Below are 15763 nucleotides of genomic sequence, written 5' to 3'. Positions count from 1 at the left end.
GCACCGCGATCAGTCGCACCGGCCGCACAGGTATCCGTGGCGCACCACGGAACGGGCCGGGGCCACCACCGGCACGGGCGCCCAACGGCCGCGGTGCGCCCGGTGCGGTGGCGGACCGTAGGGCGACTGCCAGGCGGGGCGATCGGTTCGGCCCTGACCGCCGGCGCCCCGGCGCCGCGTGACCGGGCCCTGGATCAGCCGGACGGCCGGGCCCGAGGAGCCCTCCAGGACAGCGGGCCCGCGGGTGACTCCGCACCCGGTGCACAGCGCCGGGAGCCAGGCCCCGAGGAGCTTGCGGCTCGCGTCGAGGCGGATGGCGCCGTCCGCCGGGAAGCGCCCGAAGGCGCATCTGTGGCAACGGCGAAGGACGATCGGCAGGCAGGTGGGCAGGACCACCCGGTTCTCTGACACAGGGATACACCGGTTCCAGTGAGAAGACCGCAGCGAAAAGGAGCGCGGCGCACAGGGCGTCGCGCGACGGTTCAGCGCTCGGGGGATCTCACTTGGTGTACAACGGCACGTCCTTGCCGGGGTGACTGCGGGCGCGAGCACGATAACGGCACGCGGTCGTACGGCTCCACTGGTTTTCCCGCCGCCCGCGGACATCGCCGGCGGCGGGGTGCGCCGCGCGCCCTGTCCCGCCGGTGCCGGCCGCGCCCGGCGGCAGGGGCGGCCGGGCACGGCGCGCGCAGGGGTGCCTCGCGGCCTACCGGGAGGCGGACTTCGCGTGCGGGCCGGTCGAGGTCCACAGATCGCGGTTCCCGGCGATCAGCACGCGGCCGTCGGCCAGGGTGACGGCGGTGGTCGGCCAGTCCTGGCCGCAACCGAGGCCGCCGCGCTTCCAGTGCGCGGTCGACGCGGTGCCGTCGCCGATCCACAGATTCCCGCATCGCACCGTCGGGGACTCCGGCTTCGCCTTGTGCTGCGCGGCCGTGCCGACCAGCACCGGGCGCCCCGCGCCGTCCACCGTCGCCGCGTCGATCTCGCCTGCACCCATCGCCGCGGTGTCGGCCCGCACCCAGTGCGTGCCGTCGGCGCTGGTCAGCACCAGCGGCAGGGAGTTGTAGACGTCGCCGGTCCGGGCATGGCCGCCCACCGCGTACCACCGGCCGGAGGCGTACAGCACGCTCCGGACCTGCGTGCCCGGCGGCGTCGCGGGGATGGTGCCCGCGGTCCAGTGCGTGCCGCCGTCCGCGCTGTGCCAGAACGGCAGAGTGCCCTCGGCCGCGTGGAAGTCGTAGGCGTTGGTGGCGCCGGCGCCGAAGGCGACGACATCAGAACCGTGGGTGGCGAAGCCGCCGACGGGGGTGTGCGCGGGCTCGCCATCGGCCGGGAGCTCCACGCGGTGGACGGTGGCGCCTCCGTCGTCGGAGGCGAAGAGGTAAGGCGACTCGACCTTGTTCACGTACTCCCCGCCGCCGATCAGCAGCCGGGTGCCGACGCGTATCGCGGCGTTCACCGAGGCGTCGTCGTCGGTCTCGTGCTCGGGGTGCAGGTTGAAGTCCAGCGGCAGCTTGGCGAGCGGGATCAGCTCGCCGCCGGCGGTGCGGCGGGTCAGCGCGCCGCCGACGCCGATCAGCGAGCCGTTCGTCCATGGCACCGCCACATCCGCCTGGAGGCCGCCGCCTGCCCATCCGCTGCGCATCGAGTAGGGCTTGTCGTCCTCCTCGGCGGTACCCGGGCGCGGGGTGATCGAGAAGGCCGTACAGCCGTCGGAACCGGTCCAGTTGACGTTCGCGTACTGGTAGCCGTTGGCGAACGTCCCCACGCCCAGCGCGCAGTCGCCGAGCGGCACGAGCTGCCGCAGGCCCTGGCCGGGCGCCACATAGCCCTTGGTGTTGCCGTAGTCCTGTGCAGCGAACTCCACCGCGCCCGCGTGCTCGGTGTAACCGAGTCTGGTCGCGCTCGTGTCGCCGCCCGAAGCGCTCCGCGTCCCGCAGCCCGCCAGCAGCATCGCCGTACAGCCCACCAGGCCCGCGGCCGCCGCGAGCCTCCCCCCACGTCGTCTCATCCCGCCACGCTAGCCGACCCCCGCATAGGGCGGCCTTCGGGGCGGGCGGCGTGGTCCGCGCGGTCGCCGGGGCCTGTCAGGCGTCCGCCGACCGCGGGTTCGCTTGCCTCAGCACGTCGTATCCGACGAAGGTGAACATGCTCATGCCCTCGACAAGCGGCCGCGGTTCAGCGGTGAAACGGTGCACACCGACACCGAAGCCGGCGTCTTCTTCCGACAGCCACTGCCGTTCGAACCCGCGGGCCTCGAACCACTCGCAGATCAGCGGCACCCGGTCGGGAGCTCCTCGGTGGCGGGTCCAGATGACGGTGCCGCCGGTCCTGCACAGCTGGGAGCACGAGTCGACGGTGCGCTCGATGTCCTCGTCGGTGATGTTGCCGAACACTCCGCAGACCAGTACCAGGTCCGCAGGCACCATGTCGCGGTAGTGATCGGTGAGCGACGCGTCGGCGGTCACCACTTCCACCTGAGGGAGCCCCGCGGCGCGGGCCCCCGCCCTGGCGCGCTCGGTGTTCCGAGCGTCCAGCTCGACAAGTCGTGCCCGTACATCGCCTCGGCGCGGGTGGTCGGCCAGCACGTTCAGCAGATCGCGCCCCTGACCTGCGCACAGGCTGACAACCCGAAGCGGACCGGACGGGCTGCTGTCCAAGGCGGCCCGGATCCGGGCTTCGACAGCCTCCAACCGCCGGGCCATCCACGAGTCGGGAAGATCGTAGGCTTCGTGCCAGGTCTGCCAGTCCATGGAGGAAAACCTATGCGACGGCTTCGTCCGGCGCCTCGACCAGGCCACCCGCTTCACGGCCTTCCGGACGACCCGTACGACCGGGCGGGCGCCGTGGACGCGCCGGCCCGGACGGCAGCCGCGGAAAGCGCGAACGTATGGACCGGCGACGACGACCCGCGGGAGAATGCGGTCATGCGCATCCCCAGAGCCGACGACCCCGAACTGATGGACGCGGTCAATCGCTACGTGCTCGCCGGCGAGGGGAACATCAAGCGCTACCTGAAGCTCCTGCACGGAAGCTTCGTGGCGCTGGAGGCCGCGGAACGTGCGGACTTCCTCCGCTCACTCGCGGAGGACGCCGAGCGGATCACCGACCGCGAACTCGGTGTCCTGCTCGACAGCGAGTGGCGATCCCGGATCACCGCGGCCTGGCTGATCGGGCTGGGCCGCCGGGAGCAGTTCCGCGGACGGCTCGGGGAGCTGCTGCTGGCCAGCGAGCTCACCTACGCGGGCCAAGGCTACTGCGTCGCGCTGGCCCGCCTCGGCACCGCGGCGGACGCCCGGCTCCTCGTCGCCTACCTGGACCGGTACCTCCGTCGGCCGGACTGCCCATACGACCAGCACTGGGCGCTCGGCGCCCTGCTGCACATCGACGAGCGCCTTCACACCCGAAGCGCCGCCCCATTCACCCGGCCCGACGGGCTCTGGGAGCAGTGGGCGCGGGACCGGTACGACCCGGCGAACGAGAAGGAGCGGATCGACACCCTGTGTGCGTTCGCGGATCAGGCCGTCCGCAGCGCGGCCGCTCCGGGGCAGGACCCCTAGGGCCTGGCTCGGGCAGGGGCTTGGATCCGGCCATGTCCCGGATCGGTGTCCGGCCGCACGCGGTCGCCCGCTCAGCGCAGCAGCGCGTCGAGGAACGGGCTGGACAGCACGTGGTGCGGATCGAGCCGGTCGAGGATCGCCACCGCCTCGTCCCAGCCGGGGCCGCCTCCGGCCCGGTGGCCCGCCGGGATGGCGCCGGTGAGGACATCCGGATCGGACCAGGCTGCCGTCTCGGTGTAGGCCCACCCCTTGGACCACTCCACCCGGACCGTCGCCCGGTCCCCGTCCAGCGCCAGCAGGAACTGCTCGACGTCGCGGTAGAAGCGGTGCAGGGCGGGCGTGGTCGGCAGGGAGAGGATGTCGATCCACACGGCGGTGTCGACGTCGGGCCGGTCGGGACGCGGCCGCAGGGCGGACAGCAGCGGCGGCCGGGCGCCGGGCACTCCGCACGCGGCGGGGTCCTCAAGACCGGTCACCCGGATCTCCACCTGGCCGTTGACCGGGAACTCGCCGCGTGCCGCGTACTGCGCGAGCAGCGTCCGGTAGAAGTCGGCGAACCGGCTGACCACCCACTGCAGATCGGCGCGCCGGGTGAGGACGGCGTAGCCGTTGGCGGTCTCGCGCAGCGTGGTCGGCCGCACGTATTCCAGCAGGTTGCGGGAGGCACCCCACAGGTCGGAGCGCAGGCCGCCCGCCAGCAGGTGGGTGAGTACGTCGCCGGTCAGCACGTCCCGCACCAGGGTCCCCGAGAGCAGGACATCGGTGATGTCGCCGGTCAGCGCGACCTTCGCCAGCAGGTACTGGACCTGCCCGAAGAGCGCCGCGCCGGCCCAGGCGCCTGAGACCAGCTCGCCGGCCAGCCGGGCCACCGGCTCGGGGATCGAGTCGGAGAAGGGGTAGTTGTACGGCTCGGTGACGGCGCGCGCGGCGAGCGGCCGGTGCGGGGTGACGCTCCAGGTCTTCAGCCAGGGGCTGTCGGTGAAGGCGAACCAGATCGCCTCCACCCGGCCGGTGCCGTCCACGAAGCCGGCCAGGGTCCTGGTGCCGGCCGGGGCGCCGGGTGCGGCGAACAGTTCGGCGGCGGGGATGTCCAGGTAGGACCGGCAGCGCAGATTGACGTCGGCACCGACCCGCAGGACGGCCTCGGTGACGAGCGAGCGGCCGAGGTGGGTGAGGAGCGCGGCGCAGTCGGGCTCTGCTCTGCCGAAGGTCCGCAGGACGTAGCTGCCTGCGTCGGAGTCCCAGACCACCGCGGTCAGTTCGGTGACCAGGTTGCTCAACGAGCCGTAGCCGTGCCCGGGTGCCGGGATCTCGCCCAGGGCGGGGGCGGCCGTGCCGTGCGCGCCGATGGCGAGGGCGCCCCCCACCGACAGGTCGCCCGGCGCCGGTGCGGCGGTGACGCCGTGGCCGCCGGCCCCGGCGAAGGCGAGCAGCGTCTCCAGCGAGGCGCCGGCCTGGACCCGGACTTCGGCCGAGCCGTCGGCGGACTGCTGCTCGAGCGACATCGCGGTGAGATGTGCGGTGGTGTCCAGCAGGATGACGTGGGCCGCCGCGGGTGTGCCGTCCGCGACGGTCAGGGGTGCCCAGCCGTGCCGCTGCCCTTGCGCGCGTGCCGTCCAGCCGGCGCCGTGTGCCCAGTTGACGACGTCGAGTACGTCCTGCGGGGTGCGGGGGGCACAGGTCCACAGCTGGTCGGTGCGGATCTCGCCGGCCCAGTTCTCGTAGACGCGCTGGTGGACGTCGAGTCCGGCCGGGAAGCCGGGCGGCGGCCCCGAGGCGGCGTAGGCGCTGCCCGGCCGGGCCAGCCCGCGCAGCAGCCAGACCGCGCCGCCCGCGGCGGCCGACGACGCGAGCAGCCCGCGCCGCGACAGCGCGCGGCCCTGCTTCGAGGGTTCCTCCGTCATCCCCGCCATCCCTCCCCTTGCCCCGCTTCGGCCCGGCCGCGCCGGGCCGGTCCAGACGGATGCTACGCAGAGGCGACGACCTTCCGGGTCGTGTGTTCGATCGGTTCACGTGAACGAGTGAATGTCCCACGAACCGTCCCTCACGGACCCGTTCGTGGGTCTAATGCTGTGCCCGCAAGGGTGTGCCGGAAGCTCGCGGCCGGTGAACTCCCGGTCACGGCACCGGGGGGCGGGGCTCAGACCGCGAGGCGCCGGCGGCGACCCCGCTGCCGGCAGGTCGCGCCGCAGTAGCGCATGGGGCGACCGGTGGGCATGGGGTGCAGAGCGGCCCCGCACTCCGCACAGCTCGCCACGGATTCCCTGCGGATGCCCGCGCCGTCACGAAAGGCCTGCTGTTCCGTGACGCCGTCGGGGGTCCGCAGACCGTCGAGGGTGAGCCGGACGAGCCTGAGGCCGGCCGATCGGTCGTGGCGGGCGGTGAGCATCGAGGCGCACCCGACGGTGAGCGAGACGACGTCATCGGGTCCGATGTCGGCACGTACGCCGCCGGCCCGCTGCGCGGCGTGCAGCAGCGCGGTCAGGACCTGGCGGAAGCGCAGCACGGCCGCGGTGAGCATCGGGCGCGGCCAGCTCGCGTCGGCGGCCACGACGTCGCACACGTGGCCGCGCCCGTGCGTCTTCTCGACGACCTCCAGCAGGAAGCCGAAGAAGGCGGGGGTGGGCGCGAATCGGGCCATCCGGCGCTCGCCGGAGACGACCAGGTCGTTCAGGTGCCGGGCGAAGACCGCTTCGAGGAGGGCCTGTTTACTCGGAAAGTGCCGGTAGACGGTGCCGGCGCCGACGCCCGCGCGGTGCGCGATCTCGCCGAGCGGGACGTCGAGCCCCTGCTCGGCGAAGACCTCGCCCGCGGCGGCGAGCACCCTGGCCCGGTTGCGGCGGGCGTCGGCCCGATCGCCACCGGTCGTCGCTTCGGTCATGTCACGAAACCCCTTGTGTGCCCGGATCAACCGGGTTGGAGTATCCCGGATATCCCCGGGTTCCGCACCTGCCGGTGACGGCCGCGCCCGGGGCGAGGGAGGACGACATGACCGCACATCCCACCGGTTCCGCCGCCGGGCCGGCCGCGCACGGCCTCGTCGCCGTGACGGGCGCCACCGGGCAGCAGGGCGGCGCGACGGCGCGACGCCTGCTCGCCGCCGGCCGGCCGGTGCGCGCCCTGGTACGCGACAAGGTGGCGCCCGCCGCGGTGGCGCTCGCGGACGCGGGGGCCGAGTTGGCACTCGCCGACTTCGACGAGCCGTCAAGCCTGGCGCCCGCGCTGGAGGGTGCCACCGCGCTGTTCGCGGTGCCGCCGGTCGCCTACCGGCCGACCGGGAGCAATGCCGAGCTGGAGTTCACCCGTGGCCGGGCGCTGGCGGACGCGGCGCTGGCCGCGGGGGTGCGCCAGGTCGTCTTCACCGGCGTCGCCTCGACCACGGGCGACGCCTTCGCCGCACCCGGGAAGCGGCGCATCGAGGAGTACTTGCACGAGCACGTCCCGCTCGTGACGGTGCTGCGCCCGGTGCGGTTCATGACGAACTACCTCGGCATGCCGGGGATCGGCCTCGACGGCTTCGTCGGCGGTGTCCACCGGCATCTGTTCCCGCCGGACGAGCCCGTCCAGATCATCGCCCTGGAGGACATCGCGGAGTTCGCCGCCCTGGCCTTCGAGCAGCCCCGCCGTTTCGCCGGAAGGACCCTCGAACTGGCCGGTGACGACCCGACACCGGCGGAGGCCGTCGCGGCGATCGGCGCGGCGACCGGGGCCCGGGTGCGCTATGAGCAGCTCACCCACGACGAGGCCGTCGCGCTGAGCCCGCAGATCGCCGGAGTGCGGAAGGCGTGGATCTCGGGCCTGCGCTGGCACGCCGACATCGAGGCGCTGCGGGTCATCCACCCGGGGCTGCGCACCCTGGCGGACTGGCTGTCGGAATCCGGAGCGGCCGCTCTGCGCTCCCGGTTGCTCGACGGCCTCGACAGCGGGCCCCGCCCGGCCGCTGCGGTCGACCCTTCGGGTGCCTGACCGCTCCCTGACCCGCACCTGACCGCTCGGCACCCGGCGCGGGGCGCGTCCGACCCGCGCCCCGCGGGGATCACCGGACTCGGCGGCCCGGCCCGCGGCCGCCGATTCCGATGGTGCGGGAGGGTCTTGGTGCGCAGTATGGGGCGATGCGGATCTTCAAGGCTGTTCTGCGCAGTCGCCGGGCCTGGCCGACACATACTCCACCGACCGTTCCTCCCTCCGGCGCGCCGGTCTTCCACTGCCCGCGGTGCAGGACTCCGGCCCCTGACGGCCGTATGGTCTGCGGCTCGTGCGGATCGCGGCTGGACGGCGGGGATGACGGGGACGGGGACGGGCATGGGCGCGGGCGCGACTGATCCTGCGCAGCCGGGCAGCCGGGGGCTGCCCGGGTCGAGCGCGCCGGCCGCCGCGAGGTCGATGCCGTCGACGCGAGCGCTCCCTGCGGGCGCTACGCGCCGGGGAGCTTGGCGCCGAGGATGTCGACGAAGTCGACGGTGGGCGGCGCGATGAACAGTGCGGGGGCCGCCTGCTCCAGCGGCTTGCTGTAGGCGTCCCAGTGGGCCTGGCGGCCGGCCTCGTCCTCGAAGGCGTCGAAGACGGCGAATGACGCGGGTCCCACGCGCATCGCGTGCCAGGCGATCGTGGAGACGTCGCCGCGCACCTGGAGGAGCGCGGACCGGAGCATGCTCTCGACCTCCGCGACCTTGTCGGGTTTGGCGTCGAAGCGGATGAGAATACCGACGGTGACCATGACTGCCTCACTTCTGTAGTGATCCTTCGAGAAGTAAGCCAACCACACATCTCTAGCGATCGATATAGAATCGCGGACATGAGAACAGGCAGGCCCAGGTCCTTCGATCGCGACGAGGCCCTGGAAGGCGCCATCGCCGTGTTCTGGCAGCACGGTTACGAGGCCACGTCCGTCTCGCTGCTGACCGGTGCCCTCGGTATCGGCGCCCCGAGCCTGTACGCGGCATTCGGCGACAAGAAGACGCTCTTCTACGAGGCGCTGGACCGCTACAACCGCACCTATGGTGATTTCACCGTCCGCGCTCTCACCGAGGAGCCGGACGCCCGGGCGGCCGTGGAACGGCTGCTGCGCGACGCCTCCGCCGCCTACACCCGTCCCGACCGCCCGCCCGGCTGCCTGCTGATCACGGCCGCCACCAACTGCTCCCCGCAGTCAGCCGATGTCGCCACCCGGCTGCGCGACATCCGCGCCCGAGCCGGGACCGCCCTGGCGGACAAGATCGGCGCGGCGGTACGGGCCGGCACCGTCCCGGCCGGCACCGACGCCAAGGCGCTGGCCTCCTTCTACGCCGCGGTCCTCCAGGGGATGTCCGCCCAGGCCCGCGACGGTGCCACCCGCGCCGACCTGCGCCACATCGCCGAGGCCGCCTTGCGGGCCTGGCCCGCGCCGCAGGCCTGACCGCACCGGGTGCCCGAAGAGCGGGCCGCCGGGATCCGGCTCAGCGGGAACGGGCGGGACGAACGGTCAGGTCATCGCCCACCTGTCAGGCACCTCGCCCCCGGGCAGGACGGCGTCAGCCGCGGGCTTGCCCCTGCCCACCACGGCCTCCCCCAGCGCTTCCAGCATGGGCCGGATCAGCGGGTGCTCCTCCGCTCCGCAGCGCACCGCGGCGAAGACCCGCCGGGTCGGCGCCACACCGTCGACGGAGCACACCACGGCCCCGCCGAGGTCCACCCCGCGAAGTGCCGACCGCGGTACGAGGGCGACGCCCGCTCCCGCCGAGGTCATGGCGACCACCGCGTGGAAGTCGTCGGACTGGTGCTCGAAGGCGGGCTGGAATCCGGCGGCCTCGCAGGCCAGCACCACCACGTCGCGGCACGGGTTGCCCGGGGAGGGGCCGATCCACCGGTCGGCTGCCAGCTCGACCAGCGGCACCCGGTCGGCACCGGCGAGCCGGTGCCCGGCGGGGAGTACGACGTCGAAGGGTTCCGCGTACAGCGGCACGCGGGTCAGCCGGGCGTCGCCCGCCGCCGGGGCGCCGCGATACTCCACGGCGACCGCCACATCGACCTGCCGGTCCAGGACCATCGGCAGGCTCGCGTCCCCCTCGGCGTCCAGGACGCGGACCCGGATGCCGGGCGCCGCCCTGGCGAGGTGGACCAGGGCGGGTGCCACCGCCAGGCTGATGCCGGTCGCGAACGACGCCACGGTGACCGTGCCGGCCGCGCCCGAACTGTGCGCGACGAGCTCGGCCTCCGCACGCTCCAGCTGGGCGAGGACGGCGTTGGTGTGGCGCAGCAGGATGTCGCCGGCCGCGGTGAGGTGCACACCGCGGCCCGATCGCTCCACGAGCCGGTGCCCGGTCTCCTGCTCGAGGGCGGCGAGCTGCTGGGAGACCGCGGACGGGGTGAGGTGGAGCGCGGCGGCGGCAGCCGTCACCGTACGGTGGTCGGACAGCGCGCGGAGGATGTGCAGCCGCCGTGCTTCGATCATGGGGACAATTGTCTCAAACCGCGTGAGCGCTCATGCATCGAGCTCCGCCCTCGCGGCCACGAAGGCGTCGACCGCGCGGTGCACGTCCTGCGTGGAGTGCGCCGCGGACAGCTGCACGCGGATCCGGGCCTGGCCCTGGGGGACGACGGGGTAGGAGAAGCCGGTCACGTAGACACCGCGTTCCAGCAGCAGTTCGGCCATGCGTCCGGCGGCGGCCGCGTCACCGATCATGACCGGGGCGATGGGGTGGTCGCCCGGGGGGATCTCGAAGCCCTCCTCGGCCATCCGCGAGCGGAAGAGCGCGGTGTTCGCGTTCAGCCGCTCCCGCAGGTCGCCGGCCGACTCCAGCAGGTCGAGCACCTTGAGCGAGGCGGCGGCGATCACCGGGGCGAGGGTGTTGGAGAACAGGTAGGGCCGCGAGCGCTGACGCAGCAGCTCGACGATCTCGCCCCGGGCGGCGACGTAGCCGCCGGACGCGCCGCCGAGTGCCTTGCCCAGGGTGCCGGTGATGATGTCGACGCGGTCCATGACGCCGTGCAGCTCCGGAGTGCCGCGCCCGCCGGGGCCGACGAAGCCGACGGCGTGCGAGTCGTCGACCATGACCATGGCGTCGTGGCGGTCGGCGAGGTCGCAGATCTCCCGCAGCGGTGCGACGTAGCCGTCCATGGAGAACACCCCGTCGGTCACGACGAGGCGGCGGCGCGCCCCTGAGGCCGCCTTGAGCTGCTGCTCCAGGTCGGCGAGGTCGCGGTTGGCGTACCGGAAGCGGCGTGCCTTGGACAGCCGGATGCCGTCGATGATCGAGGCGTGGTTGAGCGCGTCGGAGATGACCGCGTCCTGCTCGCCGAGGAGCGTCTCGAAGACGCCGCCGTTGGCGTCGAAGCAGGAGGAGTACAGGATCGTGTCCTCCTGGCCGAGGAAGGAGGAGAGGCGCTGCTCCAGTTCCTTGTGCACCTCCTGGGTGCCGCAGATGAAGCGGACGGACGCCATGCCGTAGCCCCAGCGGTCGAGCGCCTCGTGGGCGGCGGCGATCACCGCGGGGTGGTCGGCGAGGCCCAGGTAGTTGTTGGCGCAGAAGTTGAGCACCTCGCCGGGGCGGCCGCCGGCGGTGACACTGACCGTCGCGGACTGCGGGGTGCCGATGACACGCTCGGGCTTGTGCAGTCCTGCCGCGCGGATCTCGTCGAGGGTGGCGCGCAGGTCGTCGCGTACGGAATCGAACATGGAGGAGTCCTTCGACTGGAGCGGGTGGATGGGTCAGGAGGTCCAGTCGAGGACGACCTTGCCGCCGAGCCCGCTCGCGGCGTCGGCGAAGGCGGCGTCGAATTCGCGGAAGTCGTACCGGCCGGTGATCACCGGGGCGAGGTCGAGGCCGCCCTCGAGCAGCACGGACATGGCGTACCAGGTCTCGAACATCTCGCGGCCGTAGATCCCCTTGATGGTGATCATCGAGGTGACGATCCGCGACCAGTCGACCGGGTACTCCTGGGACGGCAGGCCGAGCATGGCGATCCGGCCGCCGTGCGTCATGTTCGCGATCATGTCGCGCATGGCCACGGGCTGCCCGGACATCTCCAGGCCGATGTCGAAGCCTTCGCGCAGGCCGAGTGCCCGCTGGCCGTCGGCGATGGTCTCGTCGGTGACGTTCAGGGCCAGGCTGACGCCGATCTTGCGGGCGAGGTCGAGGCGCTGCTCGCTGACATCGGTGATCACGACGTTGCGGGCGCCGGCGTGCTTGGCGACGGCGGCGGCCATCAGCCCGATCGGGCCGGCGCCGGTGATCAGGACGTCCTCGCCGACGAGTGGGAAGGACAGCGCGGTGTGCACGGCGTTGCCGAACGGGTCGAAGATCGCGGCGACATCCAGGTCGACGGGAGTCCGGTGCACCCAGACGTTCGACGCGGGAAGCGCGACGTACTCGGCGAAGGCGCCGTCGCGGCCGACGCCGAGGCCGACCGTGGCGCGGCACAGGTGGCGCCGCCCTGCCAGGCAGTTCCGGCACTTGCCGCAGACGAGGTGGCCCTCGCCGCTGACCCGGTCGCCGACCGCGATGTCCGTGACGTCGCGGCCGGTCTCCACGACCTCGCCGACGAACTCGTGCCCGACGATCAAGGGTGTGCGGATCGCCCGCTGCGCCCAGCCGTCCCAGGAGCGGATGTGCAGGTCGGTGCCGCAGATGCCGGTGCGCTGCACCTTGATCAGTACATCCCCGGGGCCGGGCGTCGGCTCGGGCACGTCCATCAGCCACAGGCCGGGCTCGGCCTTCTTCTTGACCAGTGATTTCAACGCTGCGGCTCCTGTCGTCCACCGGGTCTCGTGCAGCCCCCGGGTCGACATGAAGCCTGACGGATGGCGGCGCTCCCGGTCCATCGAGGATTTCTTAAGCGGCACAGCAGCTTTTCTTCACGCCCGCCGGTAAGGCGGGTGCCATGGGCCGGAGGGGCATCCGCCGCGTGGTCCTGGGGCGTGGCCTGCGGACTCTTTGTCGACACAAGTCGGTCGCCACCGCGCACGGCCCGACTCGTCCCGTGCCGGAAGCGTCATCGGGCGTCGGTCACCTGACGACTACTTGACCTGGGTATTGTCAGTCCTTTAGACATCAGATGTGGCCCTCTCCGCCGACTCCTCGTTCCCTGTCGTCTCCGGCGCGGACGGACCGCGGGTCGTCCGGCCGCGCGGAGTGCTGGATCTGCGGTGCGAACCGGGGGCCGTCGAACTGGAGTACGGCGCGGGGGCCGTCGTGGTGGTGACAGGACTGCCAGGGGCGGGAAAGAGCACCCTCATGGCGCGGGCGGCCCAGGCAGCGGCTCTCGCGGACTCGCAGGCGGTCAGGGAGCGCTGGGCGGCACGGGTGCCGGGATGGCTGGCCTACGCGGTGTACCGGCCCCTGGTCCGGATCGAGCACTACGCCCGCCTGCGCGCCGCCATGCGCCGGGCCGAGCCCCTGGTGGTGCACGACAGCGGGTCGCAGGCCTGGGTACGCGGCTGGCTCGCCCGCGCCGGCCGGCGCCGCCGACGTCCCCTGCATCTCATCACGTTGGCGGTCACCGAGCCGGAGGCGATCGCCGGCCAGCAGGCCAGGGGCCGCCGGGTCACGCCCTACGCTCTCGGCCGCCATGTCCGCGCCTTCCGCTCCCTGGAAGCGCAGTTGGCGAAGTCCGCGGCCCCGCCGCCCGGATACGCCTCGGTCGTGCTCCTCGATCGGAGTTGCGTCGCCCGCCTGCGGACGATCCGCTTCATCCCGGCGCCGCCGCAGCCCCTCGGCCGGGCAGGGCCCGACCGGCATGAAGCCGACCGGCACGACGACCCGCGCTGACCTCGACGGTCTGCCGCGATGCCCAGAGGCACCCGCGTCCCCGGGCGGGTCAGCCGCTCACGACCGCGCTCAGACGGCACACGGCCTCAGCGATCGCCTCCCGGCCGCGGGCGAGGTAGCGGCGGGGATCGACGGCGTCCGGCTTGGCCGCCAGCGCGTCGCGGACCGCGCGGGTGAAGGCGACGCCGAGCGCGGTGCCTATGTTGACCTTGGAGATGCCCGCCCCGACGGCCCGCCGCAGCTCGTCGTCGCCGACGCCGGACGAGCCGTGCAGCACCAGGGGTACCGGCACGGCATCCCGTAGCCGTTCGATCAGCGCGTGGTCCAGGGTCGCCGAGCGCTCGGTCATCGCGTGGCTGCTGCCGACGGCGACAGCGAGGGCGTCGACACCGGTGTCCGCCACGTAGTGCGCGGCCTCCTGGGGATCGGTGCGCACACCGGCCGCGTGCGCGCTCGCGGGGGCGTCCGGTTTGCCTCCCACGTAACCGAGTTCGGCCTCCAGCCACAGCCCGGCGCCGTGCGCCCACCGCGCGGCGGCGAGCGTGGCGGCGCGGTTCTCGGCGTACGGCTGGGCCCCGGCGTCGAACATGGCCGAGGAGAAGCCCGCTTCCGCCGCCTTGTGCAGCAGCCCGATGTCCGTGACGTGGTCGAGGTGCAGCGCGATGTCGATGTCGCAGTCGCGGGCGACCTGCGCGGCGGCCCGCGCCATCGGCTCGACCTGTCCGCCGTGGAAGCGCACGGCGTTCTCGCTGATCTGGAGGATCACCGGTATGCCGGCTGCGGAAGCACCCGCGGTGATCGCCTCCGCGTATTCCAGCGTGATCACGTTGAACGCCGGTACGGCTCGGCGCTCCGCGGCAGCGCTCAGGACCAGTTCGCGTGTGGTCGTCAGTGGCATCGTTACGCCTCTCCTTCTGTGGGCGGCGCGCTTCGTGGCGCCGACCGGTACGGACGAGGCACGTCCGTACCGGCCGGGATCGGGGGGTGACGGCGAGCGGCGGGCTACGTGAGGGGGTGCAGGACCACGCCGCGCACGACCCGGTTGACCTCGCCTGAGGGGAAGGGTTCATCGGGCCTGATCCCCCGCGCCAACGAGGTCCGCAAGGCGATGAGTTGGGCGTAGACCACTGCCGCGAGGGCCAGGACGACGTCCTCGACGCCGTCGAGCCCGGGCACCGTCCAGGTGTCGGCACCGCAGGCCGCGGGCTCCGCGCCGGATACCGCGGTGACGGTCACGACGCTGCCGGCGGGGAGATTTCCGCGCAGCTCCGCGACGATGTCCTGGTCGTACCGGCGGGTGTACGGGTCGTTCGACAGGTAGACGACGACGGCCGTACGTTCGTTGAGCACCGCCTTGGGGCCGTGGCGGAATCCCAGCGAGGACTCGGAGCCGGCCACGACGGCTCCGCCGGTGAGCTCGAGGACCTTCAGCGCCGACTCCTGGGCGAGGCCCTTCAGTGCCCCGCTGCCCAGGTAGACGATGCGCTCGGGGGCCCGGTCCACGAGGCCGGCGATCGCGTCGGCGCCGCCGCCGTCCGCCATGATCGACTCTGCCGCGCGTGCGAGGCGCTCCGCGATCCCGTCATGCGCGCCGCCGCCCAGGACAAGCAGCGCGGCCAGTGCCATGCAGGTGAAACTCGACGTCATGGCGAAGCCCCGGTCGTTCGACTCGGCAGGCATCAACAGCACCCGGGACGCCGGGCGTTCGGTGTGCTTTCGCGCCAGGTCACCGGCCGCGTTGCAGGTGATGACGAGATGGTGCACCTCGGAGAGCACCTGGTCGGCCAGGTCGGTGGCGGCCACGCTCTCGGGGCTGTCGCCCGACCGCGCGAAGGACACCAGCAGGGTCGGCACGTCCTCGGCAAGGCATCCGCGGGGGTCTGCGACGAGGTCCGTGGTCGACACCGCGTCGACGCGCAGTCCAAGCCGCCGGGCCAGTGCCGATTGCAGCACCTGGCCGGCGAAAGCGGAGGTGCCGGCGCCGGTGAGCACCACCCGCAGGTCACCGCGTGCCGTCAGTGGGTGCAGGAACGCGTCCAGCGACTCCCGCGAGGCCGCGACGAGCCGATCGACCTCCCGCCACAGGCGGGGCTGCTGGGCGATCTCGCGGACGGTGTGGACTGCACCGTCGTCGACGGAGGGACTGCCGGAACCGGATGTCACAGATACTCCTTGCGTGTCGGGTCGCGGGCGCGGGCGATGCCCGCGCCGAGCAGGTCCGCTCCACTCCTCCGGGCCCAGGGGCCCGCCGGTGGTTCGGCTCTGGTGGCTGTCGCCGGCCGCCGCCTGGTCCGGTTGCAGACCAGTTCGAGCCACTCTGCCGTACCGCAGGCGGTGGCAGCCGCCTGCCGCGCGCCGGAACGACCATCGCGTCAACGCAGCAGACCGGAAGCCGCCTTCGCCACAACGGCCCGGCCACTCCGCCGTATCCGTGGAGCGGCCGTCACGACGACCAGC

Annotated in this window: 14 protein-coding genes; 4 read left to right on the top strand and 10 right to left on the bottom strand. The window is 73.0% G+C overall.

Features of this window, described 5'->3' with window-relative positions; translation table 11 throughout:
• Positions 1–706 precede the first annotated feature (706 nt).
• Together ACGFMP_RS24125 and ACGFMP_RS24120 are read right to left on the bottom strand one after the other, a co-directional pair.
• Positions 707–2011 (bottom strand): hypothetical protein, encoded by a 1305-nt coding sequence (locus ACGFMP_RS24125; protein ID WP_393675044.1) that lies wholly within the window; start codon positions 2009–2011, stop codon positions 707–709.
• Positions 2012–2087: 76 nt separating this feature from the next.
• Positions 2088–2753: a class I SAM-dependent methyltransferase gene (locus ACGFMP_RS24120; protein WP_393675043.1), complete on the bottom strand. Its 666-nt coding sequence runs from the start codon at positions 2751–2753 to the stop codon at positions 2088–2090.
• Between the two features lie 174 nt (positions 2754–2927).
• Here ACGFMP_RS24120 and ACGFMP_RS24115 point away from each other — a divergent pair, with 174 nt between their 5' ends.
• Positions 2928–3560: a DUF6000 family protein gene (locus tag ACGFMP_RS24115; protein ID WP_393675042.1), complete on the top strand. Its 633-nt coding sequence runs from the start codon at positions 2928–2930 to the stop codon at positions 3558–3560.
• Between the two features lie 71 nt (positions 3561–3631).
• Here ACGFMP_RS24115 and ACGFMP_RS24110 read toward each other — a convergent pair whose 3' ends face one another.
• Together ACGFMP_RS24110 and ACGFMP_RS24105 are read right to left on the bottom strand one after the other, a co-directional pair.
• Positions 3632–5464, bottom strand: coding sequence for a cholesterol oxidase substrate-binding domain-containing protein (locus tag ACGFMP_RS24110; RefSeq protein ID WP_393675041.1), 1833 nt, complete (start codon positions 5462–5464; stop codon positions 3632–3634).
• A 236-nt stretch (positions 5465–5700) separates the two neighbouring features.
• Entirely contained in the window at positions 5701–6441 is a 741-nt protein-coding gene (locus ACGFMP_RS24105) for a TetR family transcriptional regulator (RefSeq protein ID WP_393675040.1), read from the bottom strand.
• Positions 6442–6548: 107 nt separating this feature from the next.
• Between ACGFMP_RS24105 and ACGFMP_RS24100 the strand changes: the two genes are divergently transcribed.
• Positions 6549–7526 carry an NmrA family NAD(P)-binding protein gene (locus ACGFMP_RS24100; protein ID WP_393675039.1) on the top strand — a complete coding sequence of 326 codons (978 nt, stop codon included), beginning with the start codon at positions 6549–6551 and terminating at the stop codon, positions 7524–7526.
• A gap of 448 nt (positions 7527–7974) precedes the next feature.
• Here the strand turns inward: ACGFMP_RS24100 and ACGFMP_RS24095 are convergent, their stop codons facing one another.
• Positions 7975–8277 (bottom strand): putative quinol monooxygenase, encoded by a 303-nt coding sequence (locus ACGFMP_RS24095; protein WP_393675038.1) that lies wholly within the window; start codon positions 8275–8277, stop codon positions 7975–7977.
• 78 nt (positions 8278–8355) lie between these two features.
• On the opposite strand from ACGFMP_RS24095, the gene ACGFMP_RS24090 reads away from it, so the two are divergent.
• Positions 8356–8955 (top strand): TetR/AcrR family transcriptional regulator, encoded by a 600-nt coding sequence (locus ACGFMP_RS24090; RefSeq protein ID WP_393675037.1) that lies wholly within the window; start codon positions 8356–8358, stop codon positions 8953–8955.
• A 66-nt stretch (positions 8956–9021) separates the two neighbouring features.
• On the opposite strand, the gene ACGFMP_RS24085 is transcribed toward ACGFMP_RS24090, so the two are convergent.
• The 3 genes from ACGFMP_RS24085 to tdh are packed head-to-tail and all read right to left on the bottom strand — an operon-like array spanning position 9022 to position 12276.
• The gene (locus tag ACGFMP_RS24085) at positions 9022–9990 is read right to left on the bottom strand and encodes a LysR family transcriptional regulator (protein ID WP_393675036.1); all 969 of its coding nucleotides are present in this window, start codon (positions 9988–9990) and stop codon (positions 9022–9024) included.
• 30 nt (positions 9991–10020) lie between these two features.
• Positions 10021–11214: a glycine C-acetyltransferase gene (locus ACGFMP_RS24080; RefSeq protein WP_393675035.1), complete on the bottom strand. Its 1194-nt coding sequence runs from the start codon at positions 11212–11214 to the stop codon at positions 10021–10023.
• A gap of 33 nt (positions 11215–11247) precedes the next feature.
• Positions 11248–12276 (bottom strand): L-threonine 3-dehydrogenase, encoded by a 1029-nt coding sequence (gene tdh / locus ACGFMP_RS24075; RefSeq protein ID WP_393675034.1) that lies wholly within the window; start codon positions 12274–12276, stop codon positions 11248–11250.
• A 319-nt stretch (positions 12277–12595) separates the two neighbouring features.
• Here tdh and ACGFMP_RS24070 point away from each other — a divergent pair, with 319 nt between their 5' ends.
• Positions 12596–13306, top strand: coding sequence for an AAA family ATPase (locus ACGFMP_RS24070; protein WP_393675033.1), 711 nt, complete (start codon positions 12596–12598; stop codon positions 13304–13306).
• Between the two features lie 49 nt (positions 13307–13355).
• Here ACGFMP_RS24070 and ACGFMP_RS24065 read toward each other — a convergent pair whose 3' ends face one another.
• On the bottom strand, positions 13356–14204 hold the full coding sequence (locus tag ACGFMP_RS24065; RefSeq protein WP_393675032.1) for a ketose-bisphosphate aldolase: 849 nt from the start codon (positions 14202–14204) through the stop codon (positions 13356–13358).
• Between the two features lie 104 nt (positions 14205–14308).
• Positions 14309–15469 carry an SIS domain-containing protein gene (locus ACGFMP_RS24060; protein WP_393675031.1) on the bottom strand — a complete coding sequence of 387 codons (1161 nt, stop codon included), beginning with the start codon at positions 15467–15469 and terminating at the stop codon, positions 14309–14311.
• Positions 15470–15763: the final 294 nt, after the last annotated feature.

The organism is Streptomyces sp. NPDC049040, from assembly GCF_043197715.1.
In the GTDB taxonomy this organism is placed as follows: domain Bacteria; phylum Actinomycetota; class Actinomycetes; order Streptomycetales; family Streptomycetaceae; genus Actinacidiphila.
Note: the sequence above shows the minus strand (reverse complement) of the source record. Positions and strands in the feature narration are given on the sequence as shown.